Source organism: Rhizobium sp. P1_C7 (assembly GCF_056406295.1).
In genome coordinates this window covers 254,262-275,465 of the sequence record NZ_JBFUAL010000002.1, presented here as the reverse complement: position 1 = coordinate 275,465, position 21,204 = coordinate 254,262, and the positions used below count along the sequence as shown (strand labels likewise).

Below are 21,204 nucleotides of genomic sequence, written 5' to 3'. Positions count from 1 at the left end.
GCGTCAATCGTTCAAACAGCCGGGTTGTGCGGCTGAAAGAGACGGCCTTTTTCGGCTATCAAGACGAAGACGAGACCAATGATCGATACGGTGAAATAACCTGCAACCATTGGTAGCGCCGTTCCGTTGAATGCCTGGCCGATACCGGCGCCGATCAGGGCGCCGCCTACTGTGCTCATGAAGCCGAGCACAGAGGAGGCGGTGCCAGCCACGTGGCCAAGCGGCTCCATTGCCAGCGAGTTGAAATTCGAGCCGATCCAGCCGAACTGGAACATCGCGAGGCCGAAGAATCCGATAAAGAAAGGGAACGGCATCGGGTGCGGGCCGACCAGTAGAGCCAGCAGCCAGATGGTGTTGATGGTGATGAAGCCGAGCAATGCCCCATGCGAGAGGCGCCGCATTCCGAACTTGCCGACAAGGCGCGAATTCAGGAAGGACGCCAGCGACATGAAGATCGCCACGCCGGCGAATGCGAACGGGAAATAGACGCCCAGGTCGTAGATCCCGACGTAAATCTGCTGCGCGGAATTGATGAATCCGAACAAGGAACCGAATATGAAGGTGGTGGCGATCGTATAGCAGAGTGCGATGCGATTGGTCAGAACCAGCTTGAAGCCGCCGATCACTGCACGGGGGGTGAAGGGGCGGACGTTGGCGGCGTGGAGTGTTTCAGGCAAACGGACGTAAGCCCAGATCGCGATCAGTGCGGCCATGGCTGCAATAAACACAAAGATCAAATGCCAGCTGCCGAAGAACATGATGATCTGGCCGCTTCCTGGCGCGATAACCGGAACGATCATGAACACCATCATGATCAGAGACATGACCTCCGCCATTTGCCTGCCGCCGTAGACGTCACGGACAATGGAGATGGTGATCACGCGCGTCGCGGCTGAACCGATGCCCTGAATGAAGCGCAGAGCAAGCAGACCCGCGAAGGACGGGACCAAGGCAATACCAAGGGCGGAACCGATATAGATGGCGAGGCCGATCAGAAGTGGAATGCGGCGGCCGAAGCGATCCGAGAGCGGGCCGTAGAAAAGCTGCGCCGAGCCAAAGCCGAGGAGGTAGGTCGAGACGACGAACTGACGGTGGTTTTCGCTTTCGACGCCCAAGCTTGCGCCGATTTGCTGAAGGGCGGGGAGCATGATGTCGATAGCAAGCGAATTAACCGCCATCAGGAAAGCGGCGAGGGCAATGAACTCACCTTTGCCCATGGGCAATCTGCCCGCGTGCACGGCTTGTGATGAATCTGTCACAATGAAATTCCCATAAACAGGCCAAGGCGCTGTTCAGCACAGCGCCTCGGACTCGAAATACCGATTTGGAAACCGGACGGACGCCCGGTGACCGGTCAGGTCAGGCGGCGCCGCGAACGGTGACGCCGTTTTCCTGCAGGTGCTGCTGCAATTCGCCGGCCTGGAACATTTCCCGGACGATGTCACAGCCGCCGACGAACTCGCCCTTCACGTAGAGCTGCGGGATCGTCGGCCAGTTCGAGTAGTCCTTGATGCCCTGGCGGATTTCCGAATCAGCGAGCACATTGATGCCCTTGTAGTCGACCCCGATATAATCAAGGATCTGGACGACCTGGCCGGAGAACCCACACTGGGGAAACTGAGGCGTGCCCTTCATGAAGAGGACGACGTCGTTGGCCTTGATTTCGTTGTCGATGAATTCGTTGATACCGCTCATGGGACCTAATCCTTTCAACAGGCGGGTTAAAGGCCCACCGTTTCAATCGTTAAGCTTAGATAGCATGTGATGGGCGGAAATCCAGCCGGTGCAATCAAAAAAACGCCCGGCACCCAACGCGATGTGGCGGGCTGTTGCCTATCCGTGACGGGCGCCCCGGATCGGCATCTGTTGCCGGAATAAATGATCAGCACGCGGCGCTAAACGAGGGCGCGGCCAGGCTGAACATACGAGCCGAGCGACCGTTAAATTGCTGACGCTAATCAAGTGGCAGCCGAAATCAGGATGCCCGGCGTTTCACCGGGCATACTTCTATCTCGCCATCACTCGGGTGCGGATGTCTGCAAAGCCAGGGCATGCAGTATTCCGCCCATATTTCCCTTCAGCGCCTCGTAAACCATCTGGTGCTGTTGCACGCGGCTTTTGCCGCGGAATGCCTCAGCAACGACTTCGGCAGCATAGTGATCGCCGTCGCCTGCAAGATCCCGAATCGTCACCTTGGCACCGGGAATTCCGGCTTTGATCATGTCTTCGATGTCACCGGGTTTCATAGGCATGATCGGTACTCCTTGCGCATCATACCGCGGCAGCGAGTGTGCCGCGGCCTTCCATGTAATCAGGGAACCATGATTCATGGGCGTTGCGCAATTGCTGAATCGGCAGCGAGAGCAGATCGTCGACGACGAGGTTTTCGCCTTCGACCGTGCCGAGACGGCGGAAGGGAACGCCCGCACCCTCCGCATTGGCGCATACAAAGTCGGCGACGTCGACGGGCAGGGTAAGCACGTAGCGGGCCTGGTCTTCGCCGAAGAGAAGTGCGTGGGGCGCACCTTTACCTTCGCTGAGGGAGATTTTGAGCCCCTTGCCTGAAGCCATGGCCATCTCGGCGAGGGCGAGGGCAAGCCCGCCGGACGAGATATCATGGCAGGCGGTTGCCTGACCGTTGCGGATGACCGAGCGCACGAAGTCGCCGTTTCGGCGTTCAGCGAAGAGGTCGACCTCAGGCGCCGGACCGTCCGTGCTCCCAAGGATGTCGCGGACGTAGATCGAGCAGCCAAGATGGCTGCCGTCGGCGCCGATCATGATCACCCTGTCGCCATTCGCGGCGGTGCCGATGCGAGCCATCTTCTTCCAGTCGCCCAGAAGACCGACGCCGGCAATCGTCGGCGTCGGAAGGATCGCGACGCCGTTGGTCTCGTTGTAGAGCGAGACGTTGCCGGAAACAATGGGGAAATCCAGCGCGCGGCAGGCCTCGCCGATGCCCTTCACGGCATGGACGAACTGGCCCATGATTTCCGGTTTTTCGGGGTTGCCGAAATTGAGGTTGTCGGTTGCCGCGAGAGGCTCTGCGCCGGTCGCGGTGATGTTGCGCCAGCATTCTGCCACTGCCTGCTTGCCGCCCTCGAAAGGGTCGGCTTCGACGTAGCGCGGGGTTACGTCGGACGAGAAAGCCAGTGCTTTGGTCGGGTGGGTTTCGACGCGGACCACGCCCGCGTCGCCACCAGGCAGCTGCAGCGAGTTGCCCTGAATCAGCGTGTCATACTGTTCATAGACCCACCGACGGCTCGACTGGTTCGGAGACCCGACGAGCTGCAGCAGCGCCTGGCCGTAGTCGGCAGGTTCCGCAACGAGGTGGGCGGGGAGTGCCGCACGCTTGTCTGGTTCGCGCCACGGCCGGTCATATTCCGGAGCCTGGTCGCCGAGGTCCTTGATGGGCAGGTTCGCGACTTCGTCTCCCCGGTGCACGATGCGGAAGCGCAGGTCATCGGTGGTTTTGCCGACGATGGCGAAATCGAGTCCCCACTTGACGAAAATTGCCTTTGCGACGGCTTCCTTTTCCGGTTCCAGAACCATGAGCATTCGCTCCTGGCTTTCGGACAGCATCATTTCATAGGCCGTCATCTGGTCTTCGCGGACGGGGACCTTGTCGAGATCCAGCAGGATGCCGAGATCGCCCTTGGCGCCCATTTCCACGGCGGAGCATGTGAGACCGGCCGCACCCATGTCCTGGATGGCGATTACGGCGCCAGTCTGCATCAGTTCAAGGCATGCCTCAAGCAGGCATTTTTCTGTGAAGGGGTCGCCGACCTGCACGGTCGGGCGTTTTTCTTCGATAGATTCGTCGAATTCTGCCGAGGCCATGGTCGCGCCGCCGACGCCGTCGCGGCCGGTCTTGGCGCCGAGATAAACGACCGGAAGACCGACGCCCTTGGCCTCAGAGAGGAAGATCGCATTCGACTTGGCAAGCCCCGCGGCGAAAGCATTGACGAGGATGTTGCCGTTGTAGCGCGCGTCGAACTCGACTTCGCCGCCGACCGTCGGAACGCCGAAGGAATTGCCGTAACCGCCAACGCCGGAAACAACGCCGGAAACCAGGTGGCGGGTCTTCGGATGATCCGGCTCGCCGAAGCGAAGCGCGTTCATGGCCGCGATGGGGCGGGCGCCCATGGTGAAGACATCGCGCAGAATGCCGCCGACGCCTGTTGCGGCACCCTGATAGGGCTCGATGTAAGAGGGGTGGTTGTGGCTTTCCATCTTGAAGACGACGCAATCGCCGTCATCGATATCGACCACTCCGGCGTTTTCCCCAGGACCCTGGATGACGCGGGGGCCCTTGGTCGGCAGCGTGCGAAGCCACTTCTTGGAGGATTTGTAGGAACAATGCTCATTCCACATCGCCGAGAAGATGCCGAGTTCGGTAAAGGTCGGCTCGCGTCCGATCAGATCAAGTATCCGCTGGTATTCATCCGGCTTCAGGCCGTGGGCGGCGATCAGTTCGGGGGTGATCGGGCGGGTATTGGAAATGGTCATGAGCTCTCGGAAGTCCCTGCCGTTGCGCGATTTCGGTGTCTTTAGCCTAAGTCGATGAAACGCGCGACAGGAAAAATGGCTGCTGTTAACTGACCGAGGTCAGGAAGGGGCAATTTCGTTGCGGCCTCGAGGTTGTAGCCGACCGGAATGCCAGCACGGGTCATACTTTTGTTCGGGCCATCGCACGGGTGGGCGTACGAGAAATGAGCAACCTGTGCAACATCATTCCAGTGTGCGTCCAACCTGTAGCTTGCGCCGACGGCCGGCACCCAATCTGCGACTATACCGCGCCAATGCTTTGCCCTCGTCCTAGCGCAAATCATTGGGGCGTATCGGTGGCATGGATATTGAGTCGGCAAAGAAACCTCTCGTTGGGAAGTCTAGAAATTCTGGATGCTTTCGGTCGGCAACAGTTTCAGACCTCGCCGTCGTATCCGGAGCCGCCACTTTCGAGCAGACGTCGGAGCGTCATTATACCGGCAACCAGTTCCTCTCTGCTCTTCGGAGAGGAGAAGCTGATACGCACGCGGTGATACACCTTGTCGGTGCGCGCGGCCTTGAACTCGTCTTCATCGTCGATCAGGACACCGTCCCTGAATGCTGCGTTCTTGAAGGTTCCCGAAAGCCATGGGTCGGGCAGTTTCAACCACAGGAACGGCACGTGCGGATGCGACACGAAATCGAATCCGTTGAGCTTTTCCAGGGAGATCTGCTCTCGAATGCTCAATTCGCTGATGCATGCCTTGCGGATTTCGTGCGCTTGACCACTTAACACCAGGCGCGCGCACGCCTCGGCGAGGATGAAGGGCAGCCCGCCGGTGATCATCTTGTGCGTCACCTTGATCCGTTGGGCAAAATGCGGCGGGCAGGCGACCCAACCGCCGCGAACGCCTGCGGCGACGGCTTTCGACAGGCCGCTGATCAAAAAGGTCCGATCCGGCGCCAGGGAGGAGAGGAGGGGATTCTCGTCGCCGGTCATGCCACCGTAGAGGTCATCTTCTATCAACCAGACGCCATGGCGCCGCGCGATCTCCGCGACTTTCGCCCGACGCTCATGCGGCATGGTTGCGAGCGTAGGGTTGTGGGCGGTCGGCATCAGAAAAGCCAGCTTCGGATGCTGCTGAAGGCACAGCCGCTCAAAATCATCCGGAATGATACCATTCTCGTCTGAATCGACGGTGATCGTTCGGCGACCGAGAATGCGGGCACTGCGGCTCACTTGGGTGTAGCTCAGGTTTTCGAAAACGATCTTGTCTCCAGGCGATGACACCGCGGAGATGACGGCGATGGCGGCAGCATGTGCCCCGAGGGTCGGAACGATGTTTCCCGCCTCCGGCATCCAGTCGTTGCGGGCGAGCCAGCGACGACCGGCCTCGTACCAATTTTTCGGGAAAATGCGCGAGTAGGAGGAAATCTCCGACAGATGCTGCTCGCCGATCTCCGCAAGAATACGTCCGATGATCTTGCCCTGGCCGAGATCGGGCGCCGCTGTCGTGTCGAAGCGAACCTTGTCCGGCGGGGCATCGATGGTCCTGGTGCCGCCCAAGGCGATCGTCAAGGTATCCGCCTGATTGCCCGGTGCGGTTTCGGTCCTGTCGAGGACGTAGGTGCCCCGCCCAACTTCGCCGGCGACCAGTCCACGTTCGTGCACTAGCGCGTAGGCGCGTCCGATTGTGCCGATTGTCACCCCAATATCGTAAGCCAGGTTGCGTTGTGGCGGGAGCTTGCTGCCGGCAGGCAGCGTGCCGCTCGCGATCGCAGACTCGATACTGTCCGCCAGCCTGAGATAGACAGGACCGGAACCTCGGGTAACATCGGGAAGCCAATTTGTCATGATGACAATTTCCTAGATTGTCACTGTCTGTGTGTCAAGATTATCAGGGAAATGCACACAATGAGAGATCGGAGTTGAAATGTCTGCCGCACCTGATGTCAGAAACGCAAACTTATGTATCCCGACGCAGGAACAAGCGCGTGAGATGATCACTCGATGCGTTCGGTCTGAGGTTTCGCGACTTCCCGGAATTCTCTGGCGCCGTCTGATGCTGTCGCATCAGAAACGCGAGACACGCAGAGCCTTGAGAGATTTGACGGACGCGCAATTGCTCGACATCGGCCTCACGCGCGCCGAGGCGCGCAAGGAAGCGAGCAAGTCATTCTTCTGGAATTGATCAGCTGCAGCTCTTGCTGCCGGACGCCCAACGCGTGACATCATGCGCGATGCGCGTTCCGAGCGGCGATTGCATCATCGGCCCGAAGGCGTCGAGCTTGGAGGGATTGCCTTCCGCCTGGACTACAAGCAGCGGTCTGCTTTCCGGGTTGCCTTCGTGGACGACGAGAATACGCGGCCGGCCGGAGAATGAATTGAGCTCCGGCGCCAACTTGTAAGCCGCAAAGGCCGCATCACCCGATTTGAACCAGCAGCTATTCGCAGCCACCGCAACGCGCTCCATCGTGGACAGCGCGCTTCGATCGGGACTGCGAACCACCGGCTTCGACTGACAAGAGGCGACCAGTGCCGTCGTGGTGGCGATAGCGATAATATGTAGTGCAGCGAAGCGAGGGCGCATCGATCTTACTCCAGGGGACCGGATGAATGGCCTCTTATGCGTGGAAGGTTAAGCAGCGATTACGTCAAGCGCAGAAGCGAAGAGACCGCGACCGTCTGAGCCGCCGTGCGCGGCCTCGATAAGGTTTTCGGGGTGAGGCATCATCCCGAGGACATTGCCCTCTTCGTTCATGACGGCGGCAATATCATTGATCGAGCCATTTGGATTGGTGCCTTCGGCGTAGCGGAACACCACCTGGCCTTTGCCTTCGATCTTTGCCAGCGTTTCAGCGTCAGCGAAATAGTTCCCGTCATGGTGGGCAACCGGGCAGCGAATGACCTGACCTTTGCCGTAGGCGCGAGTGAAGTCCGTTTCAGCGTTCACCACTTCCAGCTTGATCTCGCGGCAGACGAACTTGAGCGATGCGTTGCGCATGAGGGCGCCGGGCAGGAGGCCAGCCTCGACCAGGATCTGGAAGCCATTGCAGACGCCAAGTACCTTTACGCCCTTGTTTGCCTTCTCGATGATCGCCTGCATGACAGGCATCCGCGCCGCAATTGCTCCGCAGCGAAGGTAATCGCCATAGGAGAAGCCGCCTGGAATGACGATCAGGTCGACATCCGGAATCTGCGTTTCCGTCTGCCAGATCGTCACAGGTGCCTTGCCTGAGATTTTCGTAAGCGCAGCGATCATGTCACGATCGCGATTGAGGCCCGGGAGTTGAACGACGGCTGATTTCATGGGTGCGGTTCAAACCTTGCTTGTGCTTCTGCCAGTTCTCGAAGTCGAGACGGTTTTCTATGCGTTCCAGCCGGTCGGCATACCGACCCAGGACGCTGTAGATATTGTAAATGTCCTTGTTGCATCGAGATCATCGTGCTTCGCATCGCATTCAGCTCGGCCTTGCTTCGGGCCTGAAATGTCGGAGTGCATGCGCTTCAGCAGCCTATACATCAAGTCTTGCGTCACTTCGGGCATCGCGCCGTCTCCACAACCTTTAGTCGAAATGGATAGCATAATTCTCGATAACGGTGTTGGCGAGGAGTTTCTCGCACATTGCCTTGAGGTTGCTTTCGGCCATCGCCTTGTCGGCGCCTTCGAGTTCGACGTCGAATACCTTGCCCTGGCGGACATGGCCGACACCCTCGAAGCCGAGCGCGCCGAGAGCGCCCTCGATTGCCTTGCCCTGCGGATCGAGAACGCCGTTCTTCAGCGTGACGGTTACACGAGCCTTGATCACTTTGTCTTCCCTGTCTTCTTTGACCGAATGTGTTACTTCACGAGGACAGGGCCTGTGCCGCGCACTGGCTCGTTCTCATTGATGATGCCGAGGCGGCGCGCCACTTCCGAATAGGCTTCGAGAAGCCCGCCCAGATCGCGACGAAAGCGGTCCTTGTCCATCTTTTCTTGGGTGTCGATATCCCAGAGTCGGCAGGAGTCCGGTGAGATTTCGTCTGCGAGGATGATTCGCATCATGTCGCCTTCGTAAAGGCGCCCGCATTCGATCTTGAAGTCGACGAGCTGGATACCGACGCCGAGGAACAGACCGGTCATGAAGTCGTTGACGCGAATGGCCAGCGCCATGATGTCGTCCAGCTCGGCGGGGTTAGCCCAACCGAAAGCCGTGATGTGCTCTTCGGAGACCATAGGATCCTCGAGCGCGTCCGACTTGTAGTAGAACTCGATGATCGAACGCGGCAGGACCACCCCTTCCTCGATTCCGAGGCGCTTGGCCAGCGAGCCGGCGGCGACGTTGCGGACAACGATCTCAAGCGGGATCATCTCCACTTCGCGGATCAACTGCTCGCGCATGTTAAGCCGGCGGATGAAGTGCGTCGGAATGCCGATCTTGTTCAGATGATTGAAAATGAATTCGCAAATGCGGTTGTTCAGAACGCCCTTGCCATCGATGACTTCGTGCTTTTTCTTGTTGAAGGCGGTGGCATCATCCTTGAAGAACTGGATCAGCGTGCCCGGCTCGGGTCCCTCATACAGAATCTTGGCCTTGCCCTCGTAAATACGGCGGCGACGGTTCATTGCGATTGTTCTCTGTCGTTGGCGCGCTGGGATAGCGCGAGTGGATCGATCTCGTGGCGTCCCCTTAAAGGAAAAGCGAGGGTTTCACAATCCGCCTGTCACTCCTTCCCCGGATTCCGGATTATCCGGAGTGCCGCCAAGAGAATCGAAAGCTTCAGGAACCTATTTTACAGGGTTTTGCGTAATAACGGAACGACAGGCAGTGCCCGGCTCTGTTTTGCAAGTATTTATTTGGAGACGTATCCTTTGAGCGGCTTGCGCAGTTCGGTCTGCGGGCCGCAAGCCTCAGCGTCGATCTGCCGCCAACCGGCGGCACGCACGAACGCCGGGATCTGCAACGCTGGCATCGGGCGGGCGAGTGCGTAGCCCTGTAGCATATCGCAACCCAGATCGGCGAGAATGCGGACGTGATCCATCGTTTCCACGCCTTCTGCGGTGACGAGGATGTTCAGCGACCGCCCTATATCGATGATGGAACGGACCAGTTTTCGCTGCCCCGACGAATGCGGCACCATCCGCACGAGTTCCCTGTCGATCTTCAGTGTCTTGGGGCTGAGTTTCAAAAGGCTGACGATCGACGCATGTCCAGTGCCGAAATCGTCGATTTCGATGTCGATCCCCAGCCTGCGCAGCTGCCGCAGATTCGCGATGACGGCTTCGTCGCAATCGTCGAGTGATATCGACTCAAGCAACTCGAATGCGACCGTTCCAGGCGCGATCTTCAGCGCGCGAAGCTTCTTTCCTAGATTGGGATCATCGAGGCGACGGGACGAGACGTTGACCGCGATCTTCGGAACGACAATGCCTTCGCTTGCCCAATGCTCCCGATCGGCCAATGCCTGTTCGAGAATGAGGCCGTCGATTGTCGCGACGACATTGATGTCCTCGGCAATTGCCAGGAATTTATCGGGAGTCATCAATCCGCGCTCGCGATGCTGCCAGCGGGCCAGGGTCTCGACGCCGGCAATATCAAGCGTGCGGGCATGAAACTGCGGCTGGTAGAACGGAACGAACTCCCGGCGTTCCAGCCCGAGGAGAATATCGTCTGCAAGGCGCTTGCTGGCGATGATGCGGCGACGGGCGTCAGTGGAAAAAAACTCGTGCCGGTTCCTCCCGCCGCTCTTTGCGCGATAGAGCGCGATATCCGCATTCAATAGAAGTTGCTTTCCGTCGAGCGCCGAACCGCCGCCCGTTGCGATACCGATGCTCGCGCCGAAGCGGCAATCGTGGTTTTCGTAGCGAATCGGGCGGCAGAGTTCGTGGATGATGCGCTCGGCGAGGTTGGATATCTTCTTCGGTGTGACGTCGATCGTGCAAAGGACGACGAACTCATCTCCACCGATGCGGGCGACGAAATCGTTCGAGCGCACGTTTGCCTTGAGAACCGTGGCCGCATGTTGCAGCATCGCGTCCCCTGCGCGGTGGCCGAGCGTGTCGTTGATCTGCTTGAACCGGTCCAGATCGATATGAAGCACCGCCAACGTCAGGTTGTCGCGGCGGCATCTTGCAGAATACTCGTCGAGCATACGGTCGAGATAGCGGCGGTTTGGCAATGCAGTCAGGTAATCGTGGAGTGCAAGATGCTCAATATTCTCTTTGGCAGCCTCAAGATCGAGGTTGCGGGCTTCGGCAAGGTCTTTTGCGCGTTGTAGTTCGGCGTTCAGAAGAGCTTCTTCCGTCACATCCCAATTCGCGCCGATCAGCTTGCGGCGGCCATCGCCGTCGATGAAAAACGCGCTCTTCGCACGGATGACACGTTCGGCGCCGTCGCCGCGGATGATGCGAAACTCATGCTGGAAGCCGCTGTTTCGTTCGACGTTTTCGGCGATTGTCGCAAATACGCGGTCCCGGTCGTCGGGATGGAGTGCTTTGGCCCAGGCGTCGCCAGCGGTCTTCCGCGATGGCTGCTCTATGCCGTAAATTGCAATCAGGCGAGCATCCCACTCAACGGTCCCAGCGTCGATATCAGCTTCGAACACACCAATATTCGAGATATCCAGGGCAAGATCAAGTCGTCGGGACATGTGAGCCAGCCGCTCTTCGGCCGCCTTGCGTGCTGTGATATCCGTATCGGTGCCGACAAGGCGCGCGGGGGCACCTTGATCGTCCCATTCGACGCAGGCGCCGCGGCATTCGATCCAGACCCAATGGCCGTCCTTGTGGCGCTCCCGGTATTCGAAGATCTGAAAGTTCGGATCGCCGGCATTCTGGCGTTCGATTGCCTCGATGACGAAGTCCCGATCGTCCGGATGGATCAGCGCGATCCACGCCTGGTAGTCGCCGTCAGCTTCCTCGTCCGGAGCCATGCCACGCATGGCTTTCCACGTATCCGAGTAGTACCGCGTACCAAGACGAAGGTTATGATCCCATACGCCGAGTCCGGATCCGACGAGCGCGTAGTTCCAGCGGCTCTCTTGTTGCACAAGTTCGCCGGTCGGTCCCAAAGCCGCATTGCGGGATTCGATATCCCCGGCGCTGTCTCTTGAAATTGCCTGATGGTCCTGCTTCGTCTGCTTCAATTTGTACACTCGCTCGGCTAGCGTGTGTCAGTGTGCTTTTGTTGAATTAAATTGCCATTAATTTCGATAATGAAAATAGCTAAACCTTTTCATGTAGATGGGTAACGCGCGTTACCGTGCGTTACCCCGAGGGGTTATCGCTTTGTTTCCCTTCGCTCTTTGTGACCTTTGACAAAGTGTTCGGCGGCGTCGATCGTGGTCCAATCGTGCACGTCGTTAGTCATCTGCTTGCTGCTGTCGCCAGCAATTCAGCGACATCATCCGTGGCGGACCGCCTCGGTGACTCCGGAGGCACGAAGGACTCGTGCCCAAACATTGGTTTTAATGCCCGCTACATTCTTATCGACCTTCCGCGCCGCTGTCATGGTCGCCGGGGGGATGGAAGGCAGGTCGCCTCAAGGATGACGAGTGGACCGGTTCGCTTATCGGCCGGCCAATGTTCAAGCTCTTCGACCACCATAGGCGCATCTGCCAGCCGGAAGGAGATCTTCTTCTCAGTAGTGTCATTCGTTTTCGACGGTGTGTGGGACAACACGAGGTCTTCCCTTCGAAGGCCGGACCACTTCATCTTTTGATCTGCATCGATGATATCGGCCACCCCGCCATGTCGAGCGGCCACCATGGCCCATGACGTCCCAAAAGCAGAGCGTTGTCTCAAACGCCACGGCATAAGCGAGGCGCGCGATGGACGCACGTTGGCATGCGCGTCTGCCCACAACGTGGTCACTTCATCAGCCGTGACACTTGCGGTTCGTGATCGAGGCTTGGGCAGCTTCTTTTGGGTTTCTCGCAGAACGAAATAGCAGATCCGCCGCTCCACTCGACCGGCGCATCAGACCGAACGAGAAAGCAGCCTTCAGAACGGCTCGGGCCATGTTGGCCGCCGCTCGTCGAGCGTCGAAGAGGCAAAACACGAAGCAATCAGGATGGTCGATCCGTCTATGGGGAGAGCGATGGGCGGCGTGTTTCCGGAGTACATCGACAGAACGGCGGCGCAAGTCTGGGCTGCGCTGCCAAAGGAGGTCGCGTGGTTCTCTTGGAGGCCAAGGTCGCGTGGCCCTGACCTCCGACATTATCTCTTTGCGGGTACCTCGCTGCGTGTAGGGTTTTTGGCGAGTTAGCTTGCCTTTCGTTCTGGTCGGACGTTCTGGTTCATCCGGAATAGATTGTCGGGGTCGTACTTGGCTTTGAGAGCAGCCAGCCGCGCATGGTTTCCACCATAGGCTTGAACGACCCTTTCCGTTTCATCGTCCGGCATAAAGTTGACATAGACGCCGCCGGTCGCATGGGGAGCCGCCGCCGCAAAGAGTGCCCGCGCCCAACTGATGGCAGCTTGCTCGTCGGCATGGTCGCGCCACCGGGTGTGAACGTTCATGACGAACTTCGCCTCGCGATGTGGAAAGGCGGTTGCATCGGCCGGCACGCGGCTGCTAGCACCACCAAGCTGACCGATGAAGATTTCACATTCCTCCGTCGGCAATGTGCCGACGTATTCAGTCAGGATGTCGAACAATCCGTCGCTGAGAGCGGTGAAATTGTGCGATTTCCAGTAGTTGAACGCCCCCGGCGTGAGGAGCGGATCGAATGCCGTCTGCCAGGCGGCATACGGTTGCACGCCGATGACGTCAGCGATAGGTTCGCCAAGTGCGCGCAGTGGGGCAAGCGCCTCATCGGCCCTGCTTGTGTCGCCGACGTAGCAGACGGCGAAGACGAGTATTTCCGTGCCGTGCACCTCCTTGGGCAGGAATGGCAGTGGCGGGGCCTTACGCAAGACCGCCCAAATGGTAAGTTCGTCGGGAGCGGCCGCCGCCGCGTCTCGGTAACCTGCAAGGAGCTCCCGGGCATGGGTAAACGGATGAACAATCAAGCCTGACACAAGATCGGGACCTACCGGGTGCAGCTTGAATTCGAACGACGTGACGACGCCGAAATTTCCACCGCCGCCGCGAACAGCCCAAAATAAGTCCGGACTTTCCGTCGCGCTTGCTTGGACGAGCTCGCCGTCGGCGGTGACCAAATCGGCCGAAATTAGATTGTCCACCGTGAATCCGTATTTGCGGCTGAGCCAGCCGAAACCACCTCCAAGCGCGAGACCGGCCACCCCGGTGGTTGAGTTGATACCGAGCGGGGTAGCAAGGCCGAACGCTTGCGCCTCCTTGTCGAACTCTCCGAGCGTTACGCCGGGCTCGACCCTCGCGGTGCGTGCCTTGGGATCGACGCGTACGGAACGCATGGGCGAGAGGTCGATCAGGAGTCCACCGTCGCAGACTGCATTGCCGGATATGTTGTGACCACCACCCCGAACAGACATCAGCAACCTGTTCTCGCGAGCAAACCGCACCGCCTGAACGACATCGCTTGCGCCATGGCAGCGCACAACGGCTCCTGGCCGCCGATCGATCATGGCGTTCCAGATTTTCCTTGCCTCGTCGTAGCCAGGTTGGTCGGACAAACACACGTTCCCGCGACACCGTGTTTGCAACGTCGCCAGAAGGTCGTTTGAAAGGGTGACCGTTCCGCCCTGAAGCCCGCTAAATTGAACATCTGTCATTTCATCCTCCCTCGCAGCCCGATGAGTGCGCCGGTTGAAAAGCGTTGCTATCTCGAAATGTATAGAAACGTTCTGCGTTGTGTTGCGCGTTTCTATAGTTGCACCGAGGCCCAGTCCTGAACGGATGTGCAAAGACCCCCGCCATCGCTTGGATCGTGGGTTACGACATCAATGAGTTTCCCGCAAAGTCGATCAGCGGGCAAGCGTTGAATCTGTAGTGATCCCGACAAAATCCCGTGCGGTTCCTAACGACACCGCAATCATGGCACATCGCGATGCCGGCGGAGGAGCCGTCCACAGCATCAACATCGAATTCGGAACGTCCCAAAGTATGCCTAAGGGAGAGCGCTTTGCGCAGCGCAAATCCTGTCGACCAGAGCATCGAGTTCACCCCTTGGCGGACGGCTTTTGGCCAGGCGTTGCTTGATGTGCATGATCGGCTCAGCCAGGATTTCATCCAGGCTATCGGCGCAGGTGAAGTCACCCGCCACACGCTTGACCTTCGAATTGTCGAAGATCGCAGTCCAGACCTTGTCGCCGATCAGCGGGCCAACCCAATCCGGATTGTATTTGATGAGGGTGTCGGTCGGTACGTGGACGATCTTGGCCTCTACGCCGAGCAGCCTGGCGATCGCATTTTGAATACTGTCCCAGATGTGCGCGCGATCGGAGGTGATGTGGAAAATCTCACTTAGCGCCGCCCGGTTGCCGAAAAGTCCGACGAAAGGCACCGCGAAATCGACAGAGCGGGTCAGTGTCCAGGGCGTGTGGCCATCGCCCGCCACGATGGTGGGCTCGCCGTCCAGCATGCGTCTAGCCATAACGTCGCTGTCGCCGATCATGATCGGCAGGCCTGTGCGAACGGTGTGGCTCGGGCGGACGATCGTCCAGTCCAGGTTCTTTGACTTCTTGAGCAACTCCTCGCAGGCAATCTTAGCTTGGCTGTAGGTCCAGTAGGGATTAATCGCCGGTGTCTTCTCAGTAATTACATAGTGGCGCGCCGGCTTCTCATAGACCGAAGCCGAAGAGATGAAAATGTACTGACCACAATTGCCCGCAAACACCCCGATGTCGCACGCGACCTGATCGGGCGTGAACGCGATGAACTGGCATACGACGTCAAAATTGGCCTTGGCGAGATCCGCGTAGGCCGTCGAACTAAGTTCGCCGACGATCGAGGTCACCCCCGCAGGCACGGGTTCGTTACTCAAGCCGCGGTTGTAGACGCTGACATGATAACCCTGGGCAGCTGCACGCTGGACGCATGGATAAGAGATTTGGCCGGTGCCGCCAATGAAAAGAACTTTCAAACCCATGGGTGACCTCAGTTCTTGACGGACGGTATCTACGATCAGTCTTCATAGCTCGAAAGAAGCTGAGCGTCTCCCGCCAAAAATCGTGAACCGATGATCGCGCCCAAGCGTGGAGTGTTCGCCTGCATTGGCCTTGTGGGCTACTGCAGCCCGCGCGCAGCGTTCGTTTGGGGCATGCGTATGCCATCTAAGAACACCTGGCGGCCAGATTGATTTCACCTCGCTCAATGGAGTGTTGTAGGCGGCGTCGAAACGGTTGATCCGCGGCGCCGGTTATCTCACAACCCCACTGAGGTGGTAACACAATGGATTGGAATCGCGTTGAAGGTAATTGGAAGCAGGTTAAGGGCAAGTTCAAGGAACAGTGAGGCAAACTCACTGACGATGACCTGGACAAGATCAATGATCAGCGCGAGCAGCTCGAAGGCAAAATTCAAGAGAGCTATGGGCTCGAAAAGGATCGTGCGAAACGCGACATTAATGACTGGTACGGGAACCAGACTTGATAGCTGACGAAATAGGGCGGCTCGTTGCCGCCCTATTTTGTGTCACCTCATGCGAAGGAACAAGGAACGAAGCAAGCGCTGAGAATGCAGATGGGCCCATGTCAAACTCGCATGCAAATCGAAACGCCTGCACCCATTGCCGACCGTGGCCAAAGAACCTGATAATTGATAGATCTCGCACCCCAATCGATAACGCAATTGTTTCAATTACGTTTAAATCGCCATTAGTATTGCGTGGAATCTTATTGCGGCCGGACATAGTCGCGCGTCGACTGTTGCTTAGACATCATGCTGCAGCGTTGTTGCTTTGCTGTCATTTGTACGGGGTCCTGCAACCGCGGCCATAAGTCTTTATTCGTATGCCTGACAGGTCACACTTGGCGGCTTTCTGCCCTATATATACGGCAGGGAGGAAGAGCTATGGCTCAGGATTGGCCCATGTTCATCATGCAGTGCATTGTGCTGATAGGTCTGGCGGGCGTATTCTGTATTCGCGGCGAAGGCGATTAGGCGGGATACGCCTCTACAACGAAGGCGTAGCGCCGCCCTACGGTTTCAGGCGGCTGAGAAATTGCGCGAACACCATCGTGCCTTCGGGCCATGGCCCATGGCCAGACTCCGCGTTGATGTGGCCCGATTCTCCTGCATCGATCAGAAGCGAACCCCACTTTGCGGCGATATCGTCGGCATGTTCGTAGGTTCCGAAAGGATCGTTGCGGCTGGCGACCGTGATGGTGGGGAAGGGCAATGGCTCCCGCGGATAGGGGCCGAATGTCATCAGATGCTTGGGGCGGATGTCGGGATTGGCAACGTCGGGCGGCGCCACGAAGAAGGCGCCGGCGATCTTGTTGCGAAACTGCGGGATGGCATGAATGACGGATGGCACGCCGAGCGAATGGGCGACCAGCACGACGGGACGTGTCGATGCATTCACTTCTTCGGCAATCCTAGCGACCCAATCGTCACGGACGGGCTTCGACCACGCAGCCTGTTCGACGCGGCGGGCTGTGCTGAGCTTCGCCTGCCAGCGGCTCTGCCAGTGATCGGGACCGGAATTGGTGTAACCGGGAATGATGAGGATATCGGCGTCTGAAGCTTTCATAGTGCCGCCGATGTGAGAAAGCTTGATCGCAATGTCAAGGGAAAGCGGGACAAGCGCGCCGATTTTTGTTATGGTTCCTCCAGTGCCGGTTGCGTTCTAGTGTCGGCTTTCGCCGATGCCTTTCGCCGCCGGCCTGCTTGGCTGAGGAGGAGAAAGCGATGACGGCATTTCATGTCATGTCCGGGGCGAGCGACCTTTATGCGCGACCGGTCGTCAACAAGATCGGCGTTGCAGATGTTTTTGACGCGCTTCGGCGCGGATTTGATGATTTTCGGGAAAAGCCGTCACACTATGTGTTCCTATGCCTGATGTATCCGATCGCGGGCGTGTTTCTCGCGCTTGCGACGTCCAGCGCCAATTTGCTGCCAATGATCTTTCCTCTGGTTGCCGGCTTCGCTTTAATCGGCCCTATTGCGGCCCTCGGCCTTTACGAGATTAGCCGCCGTCGGGAAACCGGAATGGACACCTCGTGGACGCATGCATTGGAGGTGACCCGATCGCCGGCATTTCCGTCGATCGTCACAGGTGGCCTGTTGCTCTTCGCGTTCTTCGTTGTTTGGCTGGTCGCAGCCCAGACACTCTATGCGAATGTCTTCGGCGATGTCTTTCCGAGGTCGATTTCGGCGTTTTCTTCCCAGGTGTTCGGCACGCCGCAGGGCATGCAGCTGATCTTTTGGGGCAATCTGCTCGGTCTCGGCTTTGCGATCATCGTTCTTGCGACCACGGTGGTAACGTTTCCGATCCTGCTTGATCGGGATGTCGGCCTTGTTGCGGCTATGGAAGCGTCGGTTCGCGCCACAATTACCAACCCGATACCGGTCTTCTGCTGGGGTCTTATCGTTGCTGTGTCGCTGGTTGTCGGAACGATACCGGTGTTTATCGGTCTCGCGCTCGTCATCCCAATCCTTGGTCACTCCACTTGGCACCTTTACCGGAAGCTGATTGCTCCACCGGTGGTTTGATGTCCCTAGCGTCAGCCCCGGGAGCCTAGCGCCTCCCTTGGAGCTTCACTACTTGTGCAGCTTTGAGGGAGGCATCCATGGCCGCGGCAGTCCACTTGTTCACTCATTTTGCACCGGGGCATCGGAATTGGCGGACAAGACGGTTACATTTATGCTTGCGGTCGCTCTGGTCCCGTTTGTGCGGTAACCGGCCCGATCTTCGACTTTTCGGAGACATGGCAGCTTGTTATCAATACCGGCACGACGATCATCACGGTTCTCATGGCCAGAACGCTCAAGCCGACAACACCCGCGCCATTCAGGCCAAGCTTGACGAGCTAATTTTGACGAGCCATGCCGAAAATCGATTCTTGGGGATCGAAAATCTGGAGCAAGAGGATCTGAAGAGCCTTGACCGGTTGGTCGCTAAGGCGGCGAAAGGCCGACGCGGGCACGAGCCTCAGGAGGATTCGGCAACCATCGCCGCCAAGAATACAGTTTCGGACACGCGCAAGAAAGCAGCTTCGGCGAAAGCACCCAAGGTGAAACGAAAGACGGCGCAACAAAGGGGCGCCGTCTGAAAGCTTTCGCATGATGCCAGGCGTCAAGCCTTGCCGAACACGCGCTTGAAAATCGTGTCGACATGCTTGGTGTGATAGCCGAGATCGAATTTCTCTCGGATCGCCTCTTCGGAAAGTGCTGCGCGCACTTCGGCGTCGCCTAGCAATTCTTCAAGGAAGTCCTTACCTTGTTCCCATACCTTCATCGCGTTGCGCTGCACGAGGCGGTAGGAATCCTCGCGAGACACACCCGCTTGCGTAAGGGCAAGGAGAACGCGCTGCGAATGAACAAGGCCACGGAACTTATTCAGATTGTTCATCATGTTCTCGGGGTAGACAAGCAACTTATCGATAACACCAGTCAGGCGGGCAAGCGCGAAATCAAGCGTAATGGTGCCGTCCGGGCCGATCATGCGCTCGACCGACGAATGGGAAATATCGCGCTCGTGCCAGAGCGCGACGTTTTCCATAGCCGGCAAAGCATACGAGCGCACCATGCGGGCAAGACCGGTCAGGTTTTCCGTCAGCACCGGATTGCGCTTGTGCGGCATGGCCGAGGAGCCTTTCTGGCCGGGCGAGAAATATTCCTCGGCTTCGAGCACTTCGGTGCGCTGGAGGTGACGGATTTCGGTCGAGAGACGTTCGATCGAGGATGCAACTACGCCAAGCGTCGCGAAATACATCGCATGGCGATCACGCGGGATGACCTGGGTGGAGACAGGCTCCGGCATCAGCCCGAGGGCTGCTGCGACGTGCTCCTCAACGCGCGGATCGATGTTGGCGAAGGTACCGACGGCGCCTGATATGGCGCAGGTAGCGACCTCTTCGCGAGCGGCCACAAGGCGCTGCCGGCAACGTCCGAATTCGGCATAGGCGAGCGCCATCTTGACGCCGAAGGTGATGGGCTCTGCGTGGATACCGTGCGAGCGGCCGATCGTGACCGTGTCCTTGTGCTCGAAGGCGCGGCGCTTCAGGGCCTCCAGCAGCTTGTCGATATCGGCGATCAGGATGTCGGTCGCGCGAACCAGCTGTACGTTGAAGCAAGTGTCAAGCACGTCTGACGATGTCATACCCTGGTGGACGAAGCGTGCGTCGGGGCCGACGATCTCCGCGAGATGGGTCAGGAAAGCGATCACGTCATGCTTGGTGACGGCTTCGATCTCGTCGATACGGGCAACGTCGAAGGTCGCGGCACCACCTTTTTCCCAGATCGTCTTGGCGGCAGCCTTAGGAATGACGCCCAGTTCGGCAAGCGCATCACAAGCGTGAGCCTCAATCTCGAACCAGATGCGAAACTTGGTTTCGGGCGACCAGATGGCGACCATTTCTGGTCGGGAGTAGCGCGGGATCATGGCTTCCTGCTTTCGTTCAAAAAATGGATTTCTGGCGCCCCTGTAGCAAAGACGGACGGCAATCTCAACGCATGCGTTTCGCAAGCGCAAAACTCGTCGTCAAAAGACAGACCAGTCCGACGGGCAGGAACAGCCGCAAGCCCAGCACCGAGAACTGATAGACAGCGCTGACGCTGGTGACGAGAAACTGAAACACCCACGTGATCGTACCGGCAGGCGCGTGCCATCGGGCATAGAAAAGACGATAGTCCATGGCGAACAGAAACGCCGTCATCAGGATTGTTCCGGCAGCGAGCGAGACAAAGAAGGCTGCGAAGCGCGTTTCGATTGGTCTTCTGTAGGCAAGGAATCGGCCCACCGGTAGCACGAGAGGCCAAGCGAGCAGGCCGCCCGCAAAATAAAGGATCGCGAGATGATCGACATGACCCGTCGCCATTCTGTTGCGCAGGTAGAGAGCAACCAATGCCGATATCAGCATCTGGGCGCCCCAAAGTGCGGCGCCCGCAATCAAGTCTGGGTAGGGCGGCCGCGCTGCCTTGAGCCGCTCCGAGATCAACGGCAGGCCGCTTTCGTCATCAACTGGACTGGCCTTCAGCGGCGCTGCGCAAGGCGTCGATAGCCGACTTGTAGGCTTCTGCGGAACCGCCCTTGAAAATTGCCGATCCGGCGACCAGGACGTTGGCGCCGGCCTTGCCAATCAGCGGCGCGGTCTCGACTGTCACGCCTCCGTCGACTTCGAGGTCGATCGGCCTGTCGCCGATGAGTGACCTCGCGGCGGCGATCTTGTCCGCCATCGCTGGGATGAACTTCTGGCCGCCAAAGCCGGGATTTACCGACATGATGAGGATGAGGTCGATGTCGTCAAGCACGTTCTCGATGACGGAGAGCGGCGTTGCCGGGTTGAGCGTCACTCCTCCCTTTTTGCCAAGATTGCGGATGGTCTGGAGCGAACGGTGAAGATGCGGGCCGGCCTCCGCATGAACGGTAATCCGGTCGCAGCCCGCCTTGGCGAAAGCTTCAAGATAGGGATCGACAGGGGCTATCATCAGATGGCAATCGAACGTGGCGTTTGTGTAAGTGCGCAGCGACTTGATCACATCGGGACCGAAGGAGATGTTCGGAACGAAATGACCGTCCATGACGTCAAGGTGGATCCAGTCGGCGCCGGCCGCCGTGACGTCGCGAACTTCCTGGCCAAGCTTGGCGAAGTCTGCGGCTAGCACGGATGGCGCTATACGTATGGGCTTGGTCATAGTGGGTCTCCGTTA

Annotated in this window: 20 protein-coding genes and 1 pseudogene; 5 read left to right on the top strand and 16 right to left on the bottom strand. The window is 58.5% G+C overall.

Going from position 1 to position 21,204, the window contains the following annotated elements:
* Positions 1-11: 11 nt before the first annotated feature.
* The 5 genes from AC1D2R_RS04470 to AC1D2R_RS04450 all read right to left on the bottom strand — a co-directional run bounded on the left by AC1D2R_RS04470 (position 12) and on the right by AC1D2R_RS04450 (position 6,340).
* On the bottom strand, positions 12-1,217 hold the full coding sequence (locus AC1D2R_RS04470) for a multidrug effflux MFS transporter (protein ID WP_477965151.1): 1,206 nt from the start codon (positions 1,215-1,217) through the stop codon (positions 12-14).
* A 142-nt stretch (positions 1,218-1,359) separates the two neighbouring features.
* Complete coding sequence (gene grxD, locus AC1D2R_RS04465; RefSeq protein ID WP_477965149.1) at positions 1,360-1,695, bottom strand: Grx4 family monothiol glutaredoxin; 336 nt, start codon at positions 1,693-1,695, stop codon at positions 1,360-1,362.
* Positions 1,696-2,018: 323 nt separating this feature from the next.
* Entirely contained in the window at positions 2,019-2,252 is a 234-nt protein-coding gene (locus AC1D2R_RS04460) for a BolA/IbaG family iron-sulfur metabolism protein (RefSeq protein WP_037061327.1), read from the bottom strand.
* 19 nt (positions 2,253-2,271) lie between these two features.
* Positions 2,272-4,506, bottom strand: a complete 2,235-nt coding sequence (gene purL, locus AC1D2R_RS04455; RefSeq protein ID WP_477965147.1) for a phosphoribosylformylglycinamidine synthase subunit PurL — start codon at positions 4,504-4,506, stop codon at positions 2,272-2,274.
* Positions 4,507-4,921: 415 nt separating this feature from the next.
* Positions 4,922-6,340 carry an aminotransferase-like domain-containing protein gene (locus tag AC1D2R_RS04450; RefSeq protein WP_477965145.1) on the bottom strand — a complete coding sequence of 473 codons (1,419 nt, stop codon included), beginning with the start codon at positions 6,338-6,340 and terminating at the stop codon, positions 4,922-4,924.
* 79 nt (positions 6,341-6,419) lie between these two features.
* Here AC1D2R_RS04450 and AC1D2R_RS04445 point away from each other — a divergent pair, with 79 nt between their 5' ends.
* The gene (locus AC1D2R_RS04445) at positions 6,420-6,677 is read left to right on the top strand and encodes a DUF1127 domain-containing protein (protein WP_477965143.1); all 258 of its coding nucleotides are present in this window, start codon (positions 6,420-6,422) and stop codon (positions 6,675-6,677) included.
* On the opposite strand, the gene AC1D2R_RS04440 is transcribed toward AC1D2R_RS04445, so the two are convergent.
* From AC1D2R_RS04440 to AC1D2R_RS04410, 7 genes are all read right to left on the bottom strand, one after another.
* The gene (locus AC1D2R_RS04440) at positions 6,678-7,076 is read right to left on the bottom strand and encodes a hypothetical protein (protein ID WP_477965141.1); all 399 of its coding nucleotides are present in this window, start codon (positions 7,074-7,076) and stop codon (positions 6,678-6,680) included.
* 48 nt (positions 7,077-7,124) lie between these two features.
* Positions 7,125-7,796, bottom strand: coding sequence for a phosphoribosylformylglycinamidine synthase subunit PurQ (gene purQ / locus AC1D2R_RS04435; RefSeq protein WP_477965139.1), 672 nt, complete (start codon positions 7,794-7,796; stop codon positions 7,125-7,127).
* Between the two features lie 256 nt (positions 7,797-8,052).
* Positions 8,053-8,295, bottom strand: a complete 243-nt coding sequence (purS, locus tag AC1D2R_RS04430) for a phosphoribosylformylglycinamidine synthase subunit PurS (protein WP_477965137.1) — start codon at positions 8,293-8,295, stop codon at positions 8,053-8,055.
* Between the two features lie 32 nt (positions 8,296-8,327).
* Positions 8,328-9,092, bottom strand: coding sequence for a phosphoribosylaminoimidazolesuccinocarboxamide synthase (gene purC / locus AC1D2R_RS04425; RefSeq protein WP_037061342.1), 765 nt, complete (start codon positions 9,090-9,092; stop codon positions 8,328-8,330).
* A gap of 227 nt (positions 9,093-9,319) precedes the next feature.
* On the bottom strand, positions 9,320-11,557 hold the full coding sequence (locus tag AC1D2R_RS04420; protein WP_477965401.1) for a putative bifunctional diguanylate cyclase/phosphodiesterase: 2,238 nt from the start codon (positions 11,555-11,557) through the stop codon (positions 9,320-9,322).
* 1,171 nt (positions 11,558-12,728) lie between these two features.
* Positions 12,729-14,162 carry an FAD-binding oxidoreductase gene (locus tag AC1D2R_RS04415; protein WP_477965135.1) on the bottom strand — a complete coding sequence of 478 codons (1,434 nt, stop codon included), beginning with the start codon at positions 14,160-14,162 and terminating at the stop codon, positions 12,729-12,731.
* 335 nt (positions 14,163-14,497) lie between these two features.
* Complete coding sequence (locus tag AC1D2R_RS04410; protein WP_477965133.1) at positions 14,498-15,478, bottom strand: SDR family oxidoreductase; 981 nt, start codon at positions 15,476-15,478, stop codon at positions 14,498-14,500.
* Positions 15,479-15,780: 302 nt separating this feature from the next.
* On the opposite strand from AC1D2R_RS04410, the pseudogene AC1D2R_RS04405 reads away from it, so the two are divergent.
* Positions 15,781-15,981: pseudogene (locus tag AC1D2R_RS04405) on the top strand (CsbD family protein).
* A gap of 547 nt (positions 15,982-16,528) precedes the next feature.
* On the opposite strand, the gene AC1D2R_RS04400 reads toward AC1D2R_RS04405, so the two are convergent.
* Positions 16,529-17,083 (bottom strand): RBBP9/YdeN family alpha/beta hydrolase, encoded by a 555-nt coding sequence (locus AC1D2R_RS04400; RefSeq protein WP_477965131.1) that lies wholly within the window; start codon positions 17,081-17,083, stop codon positions 16,529-16,531.
* A gap of 158 nt (positions 17,084-17,241) precedes the next feature.
* Between AC1D2R_RS04400 and AC1D2R_RS04395 the strand changes: the two genes are divergently transcribed.
* The 3 genes from AC1D2R_RS04395 to AC1D2R_RS04385 all read left to right on the top strand — a co-directional run bounded on the left by AC1D2R_RS04395 (position 17,242) and on the right by AC1D2R_RS04385 (position 18,605).
* On the top strand, positions 17,242-18,045 hold the full coding sequence (locus AC1D2R_RS04395; RefSeq protein WP_477965129.1) for a DUF2189 domain-containing protein: 804 nt from the start codon (positions 17,242-17,244) through the stop codon (positions 18,043-18,045).
* Between the two features lie 108 nt (positions 18,046-18,153).
* Positions 18,154-18,366: a low affinity iron permease family protein gene (locus AC1D2R_RS04390; RefSeq protein ID WP_477965127.1), complete on the top strand. Its 213-nt coding sequence runs from the start codon at positions 18,154-18,156 to the stop codon at positions 18,364-18,366.
* 2 nt (positions 18,367-18,368) lie between these two features.
* Positions 18,369-18,605, top strand: a complete 237-nt coding sequence (locus AC1D2R_RS04385) for a hypothetical protein (protein ID WP_477965125.1) — start codon at positions 18,369-18,371, stop codon at positions 18,603-18,605.
* 23 nt (positions 18,606-18,628) lie between these two features.
* On the opposite strand, the gene purB is transcribed toward AC1D2R_RS04385, so the two are convergent.
* The 3 genes from purB to rpe all read right to left on the bottom strand — a co-directional run bounded on the left by purB (position 18,629) and on the right by rpe (position 21,189).
* Positions 18,629-19,936, bottom strand: a complete 1,308-nt coding sequence (purB, locus tag AC1D2R_RS04380) for an adenylosuccinate lyase (protein ID WP_477965123.1) — start codon at positions 19,934-19,936, stop codon at positions 18,629-18,631.
* Positions 19,937-20,000: 64 nt separating this feature from the next.
* Positions 20,001-20,492 (bottom strand): hypothetical protein, encoded by a 492-nt coding sequence (locus AC1D2R_RS04375; protein ID WP_477965121.1) that lies wholly within the window; start codon positions 20,490-20,492, stop codon positions 20,001-20,003.
* A 19-nt stretch (positions 20,493-20,511) separates the two neighbouring features.
* Complete coding sequence (rpe, locus tag AC1D2R_RS04370) at positions 20,512-21,189, bottom strand: ribulose-phosphate 3-epimerase (RefSeq protein ID WP_477965119.1); 678 nt, start codon at positions 21,187-21,189, stop codon at positions 20,512-20,514.
* Between the last annotated feature and the right edge of the window lie 15 nt (positions 21,190-21,204).